Source organism: Bradyrhizobium sp., from assembly GCF_049512235.1.
GTDB lineage: Bacteria > Pseudomonadota > Alphaproteobacteria > Rhizobiales > Xanthobacteraceae > Bradyrhizobium.
Map to the genome: position 1 here is coordinate 1 of NZ_JBEKXH010000441.1, position 5,394 is coordinate 5,394.

A 5,394-nucleotide genomic window follows, 5' to 3' on the forward strand; every position below is an offset into this window, starting at 1 on the left:
TCCTTGCGGCCGATATCCTGGTCAAGGCGGTCATGATCGGGCTCGCCTTTGCCTCGCTGGTGACATGGACCATCTGCATCGCGAAAATGATCGAGCTGTCGCTGGTCCGCCGCGGCTTGCGCGCCGCGCTCGGCAAGATCGGCGAGTCGAAATCGCTGGCCGACGCCCAGATCACGCTGGGCGCCAGGGATAAGGATAAGGATAATGTATTGTCGGCGCTGCTCGCCGCCGCGCTGCGCGAGGCGCGGTTGTCGGCGGGAATTTCCAGCGATGCCGGCATCAAGGAGCGGGCAGCGTCGAGCTTTGCCGAGATCGTGCGTGCCGAGGCGCGCCGGATCCATTTCGGCATGGGTGTGCTGGCGACCATCGGCGCCACCTCGCCATTCGTCGGACTGTTCGGCACGGTGTGGGGCATCATGAATAGTTTTATCGGCATCTCGAAGTCGCAGACCACCAATCTCGCCGTGGTCGCGCCCGGTATCGCCGAAGCGCTGCTCGCCACTGCCTTCGGTCTTGCCGCGGCGATCCCCGCCGTCATCATCTACAATCACTTTGCGCGGACCACCAAAGGCTATCTGGAACTGGTCGGCCGGGCGTCGGGCGCGGCGGCGCGGCTGTTGTCGCGCGATCTCGATCGCACCCATGTGGCGGCGCATTCGCGCGCGGCGGAGTAGGCCATGGCCATCTCGCTCGCAGATACTGAACTCGATGACGAAGATTTCGCGGAAGCCCATGAGATCAACGTCACGCCGTTCATCGACGTCATCCTCGTCCTGCTGATCATCTTCATGGTGGCGGCGCCGCTGTCGACGGTCGATCTTCCGATCGATTTGCCGTCCTCGACCGCGACCCCGCAGAAGAAGCCGGACAAGCCGACCTATGTCAGCATCAAGCCCGATCTGGCGCTGGCGCTCGGCGAAACCCCGGTCAAGCGGGTCGACCTGGTGCGCTCGCTCGATGCCATGGAAGACGCCAGCAAGGACCGCTTTATCTTCCTGCGTGCCGATCGTTCGGTGCCCTATGGCGAGATGATGGACGTGCTGGAGATTCTGCGCGCCGGCGGCTATTCCAAGATCAAGCTGGTGGCGCTGGAGGGCGTCCCGGCCGCCGCCGCACCTGAAAGCGCAAAGCCCTCCGGGGGGGCCTCCGAGGACGTAAAACCTTGAGCGGCGAGATGGCGATGTCCGAACTCGATAGCGAACCAAGACCATCACGGCGGTTGTGGATACTGGCCGGCATAGGCGCGCTCGCGCTGCACCTCGGTGGTGCGGCGCTGGCGGTGGCGCATCTGCGGACTGTTGAACCCGACGACGATCTTGGTGCGCCGGCGATTGAAATCGGGCTGGAGATGACGTCGCCGCATCTGGAACCCAGCGATCTTCCGCCGGGGCCGGACACCGAGGCGGCCGTTGCCTCACCCGCGATGGCCGAACAGAAAGCCGAGGTCAAAGACACGGAACTGCCGGAGGACGTGCCGACCGAAGCCGAAAATCCGGATCGGCAGGTTACGCCGAACAACCAGAACAAGCCCAAAGAGGACGATGCGAAAACCGCCGCGGTGACAACCACGGCTTCGGAGGAATCGGTCGCCGCCGTGGCGACGGCCGTGCCGAGTTCCGATAGTGTTCAGGAAGCGCCGCGCTCGGCTGCCCCGGCGGAGGGCGTCGGCAAAAATTTACAGCGCGTGAAGGCGACATGGGTAAAGAAACTGGTCGCGCATCTCAACAGGCACTTGATCTATCCGGAGGAGCGCGGCAACAGGGCCGCCAAGATCACCCTCAGCGTTGATCTGGATCGGATGGGTCACGTTGTCTCGGCCGGCATCGTCGAAGGATCGGGCGATCCGGCATTCGACCGCGCGGCAATGGCCATGGTGCGCCGGTCCGATCCAGTGCCGCAACCTCCGCCGCTCGTTGCCGACGAGGGGCTCCATTTCATCTTGCCGGTGGACTTCGCGCGACACAAGTGATCTCGGGCGTGCAGCTGCAGCGCTATACGGAGATCACCCGCCTCACCGCAGGTAATATCGCACGCCGACATAGACCACGACCAGGCAGGCAAAGATCAGCGCCACGGGAAGCCGGGGTTTTACCTGCGGTCCGGCGGCCGGCTTCGGCCGCTGGGCGGCCGGGCGTTTGAAGGCGGTGACATTGCCGGCCACGGGGTTGGGCGCCCGGGCCTTGACGTCGGGGGCTGCGCCGGCTCCGCCCATCTCGGTGTAATAGGCCTTGTACATCAGCGCGATGGTGGCCTCGCTGGCCTCGACCTCCGGCATTATCTCGAGCTGCGCCTTGTAGCTGGCCAGGAACTGCTGGGCCTCGGCCGGCAGCGCGGAGGCGCCGTTGAGCTTGGCCATCATCTTCCAGGTCGCAAAATCCGCGCGCGCCCGGGTGTCGGCGCGTCGTGCTATCAACATATCGGCTGCTTTGATCAAGATGGCCTCGGGTCGGATTGCCGGTTCGAATTGTATTACGCGTTGCCCGTCACGATGAGAAGTAACCGTAGCACATAGCCGGTCACAGTCCGCAGTATCGCCGAAATAACATCAAGATTCAGGCCGAGCTCGGCGCCGAGGAGCGGCAGCAGGATCAGAAGGCCGATCAGGATCATCATCCCGAACGGCTCCAGCCGCGACAGGGGGTAGCCGAGCCACCGCGGCAGCAAGCCGACAGCAACCCGGCCGCCATCCAGCGGCGGAATCGGCAGCATATTGAAGACCGCCAGGACGACGTTGATCAGAACCGCGTTTTTGAGGTTGTCGGTGAGCCACTGCGCCGCGCCCTCCGGGACCAAAGGCAGCACGTGAAAGGCGGCCGCCGCCGCCAAGGCCAGCGCGATATTGGTGGCCGGGCCGGCCAGCGCCACCCAGACCATGTCGAGCCGCGGATTGCGCAGGGCGCGAAAATTGACCGGCACCGGCTTGGCGTAGCCGAACAGGAAGGGCGAATGCGACAATAGCAGCAGCGCCGGCAGCACGAGAGTGCCGAACGGATCGATATGTTTGAGCGGATTGAAGCTGACCCGGCCGCGCTCCCAGGCGGTGTTGTCGCCAAAATGATGCGCGACAAAACCGTGCGCGGCCTCATGGAAGGTGATGGCGATGATCAGCGGCACGACCCAGACCGACAGGTCGTAGAGAGTAATGTTCACGGATGATCCTGACCGGTTAGTTGGATGGCGCCACGCTGCCATCTAGTCACGATTGATCGGCGCGAACAGAGCCCGGCATCAAGCGGGTACCCTCGCCGAAGCCTTGCGAAGCTCGAACCAGGTAAACGAATTCCTTGGCGCGGCGGGGCCAACCCAGCCCGTATCGCTGTCAACGCCAGTATGCACTTTTATTGACATCATCATACCGGCGTGACAGGTTCGCCGCCATCGTTCGGCAGGACAGGGCGCTGCCGGAGGGCACGGGGGTAGATTGTTACGTCGCCGATGATGTCGCGGGAAGTGGGTATATCCGCTGCTATTGGTGGCGTGTCGGCGTTCGTCTCCCCCCTCTGAACAGGGGGCATTCATGTCGTTGCGTCAGCGGTTGCTTGCATCCACATCCTTTCTGATTTCGTCGGTCTGCGTGGGCGCTTGGGCACAGGCGCCGCTGCAGCCTCCGCCGGCTCACGAGACCCCCGCGGCGGGGACGCCGGTGCCTCAACCTTCCTCGCCGGACGCGGCGCCAGCTGCGACCGCTCCGTCGACCCGATCCGACAGCAGGATCCTTCCTGCCGTCACGGTGGTTTCCCCCAAACGCAAGCCGCCACCGCCCAAACCGCATACTCCTAACCCGACCAACGCCGTCACCCGGTCGGCCAAGCCCGCGCCCCCACCGACGCGGCCGCCGTCGGCCTACGAGACCGGCGGTCCCAACATCGGCGGAGGCGCTGCGGTGGCGCCGGGCATGGCGAGCCAGATGACGATTTCCGGCCAGGATCTCAATGCGCGTCCGGTTACGCATCCCGGCGAAATTCTCGAAGCGGCGCCGGGCCTGATGGTGATCGAGCATGCCGACGCCGGCAAGGCCAACCAATATTACCTGCGCGGCTGGAATCTCGATCACGGCACCGATCTCGCCACGTTTCTCGACGATGTCCCGATCAATCTGCCCACCCATGCCCATGGCCAGGGCTACACCGATCTCAACTGGCTCATTCCTGAAACCGTCAGCGGACTGGATGTCCGCAAGGGGCCGTATTTTGCCGACGTCGGAGACTTCGAAAATGCCGGCAACCTGCATATTTCGCTGCGGGACACAGTCGATCAGAACATTCAGTCGCTCACCGTCGGCAGCTTTGGCTATGCGCGATATCTCAGCCTCGGATCGAGCAAGGTCGGTGACGGTTCACTGCTCTATGCCGGCGAAGTCACGAGCTATGCCGGTCCCTGGACCACCTCCGATGACATGAAAAAGTTCAGCGGCCTGGTGCGTTACAGCCAGGGCACCGCGACCGATGGTTTTTCGCTTACCGGGATGGCCTACAGCAACACCTGGAACTCGACCGATCAGGTCGCGCTGCGCGCCATGACGACGGGACAGATCGGGCTTTACGGCGAACTCGACCCGACCGATGGCGGCGACACCAGCCGATTCACGCTGTCGGCCAGGATGGCGCAATCCGACGATATCGGATCGTGGAAGGCCAACGCCTATCTCGCCAAATACACCATGAACCTCTTCAACAACTTCACCTGGGACACCATCGACCCGGTCAACGGCGATCAATTCCATCAGCACGATGATCGCGTCTACGGCGGCGGTGGCATTTCGCGCACCATCAACGGCGCGCTGTTCAACCTGCCGACCGAGACCGCGTTCGGCGTCCAATCCCGCTATGACGACATCACTACCGCGCTGAATTATACGACCCGGCGCCAGTTCCTGTCGCCCTACATCTATGACCATGTCGGCGAAGGCAACGCCGGGATCTATGCCGAGAACACCGTGCATTGGAGCGACTGGTTGCGGACGACCGCAGGATGGCGCGGCGATTATTTCGCGGCAGCGGTCGATTCGGTATTGCAGCCGGCCAACTCGGGAAATCCCAAGGAGGCCATCGGCAGCCCGAAATTCAGAATGGTGATCGGACCATTCGACAAGACCGAGTTTTTTGTCGGCGCCGGCATGGGCTATCACAGCAACGACGCACGCAGCACGGTCTTGACCGAAGTGCCCGGCAGTCCGGCGACGCCGGAGGGTTCATCGCCATTCCTGGTGCGCTCGCGCGGCGCCGAGGTCGGCGTTCGCAGCACCGCGCTGCCCGATCTCAACAGCTCGATCAGTCTGTTCTACATCCACCAGGATTCGGAATTGTTCTTCGACGGCGACACCGGCGACACCGCGGCGGGGTTGCCGAGCCAGCGTACCGGCGTCGAATTCACCAACGACTACCGCATCGCCTC

The 5,394-nt window shown here is 63.5% G+C and carries 6 protein-coding genes; 4 read left to right on the forward strand and 2 right to left on the reverse strand.

Going from position 1 to position 5,394, the window contains the following annotated elements:
- From exbB to ABSG20_RS28815, 3 genes are all read left to right on the forward strand, one after another.
- Positions 1–674: tonB-system energizer ExbB (gene exbB / locus ABSG20_RS28805; protein ID WP_423867857.1), on the forward strand; the 674-nt coding region annotated here is incomplete at its 5' end.
- 3 nt (positions 675–677) lie between these two features.
- A complete protein-coding gene (gene exbD / locus ABSG20_RS28810; RefSeq protein WP_423867858.1) occupies positions 678–1,166 on the forward strand; it encodes a TonB system transport protein ExbD in 489 nt (162 codons plus the stop codon).
- A 14-nt stretch (positions 1,167–1,180) separates the two neighbouring features.
- Positions 1,181–1,969, forward strand: coding sequence for an energy transducer TonB (locus ABSG20_RS28815; RefSeq protein ID WP_423867859.1), 789 nt, complete (start codon positions 1,181–1,183; stop codon positions 1,967–1,969).
- A gap of 42 nt (positions 1,970–2,011) precedes the next feature.
- Here ABSG20_RS28815 and ABSG20_RS28820 read toward each other — a convergent pair whose 3' ends face one another.
- Complete coding sequence (locus ABSG20_RS28820; RefSeq protein ID WP_423867862.1) at positions 2,012–2,416, reverse strand: hypothetical protein; 405 nt, start codon at positions 2,414–2,416, stop codon at positions 2,012–2,014.
- Positions 2,417–2,469: 53 nt separating this feature from the next.
- Positions 2,470–3,150: a site-2 protease family protein gene (locus ABSG20_RS28825; RefSeq protein ID WP_423867860.1), complete on the reverse strand. Its 681-nt coding sequence runs from the start codon at positions 3,148–3,150 to the stop codon at positions 2,470–2,472.
- A 493-nt stretch (positions 3,151–3,643) separates the two neighbouring features.
- Here ABSG20_RS28825 and ABSG20_RS28830 point away from each other — a divergent pair.
- The coding region (locus ABSG20_RS28830) for a TonB-dependent receptor (protein ID WP_423867861.1) at positions 3,644–5,394 on the forward strand (1,751 nt) is incomplete at its 3' end.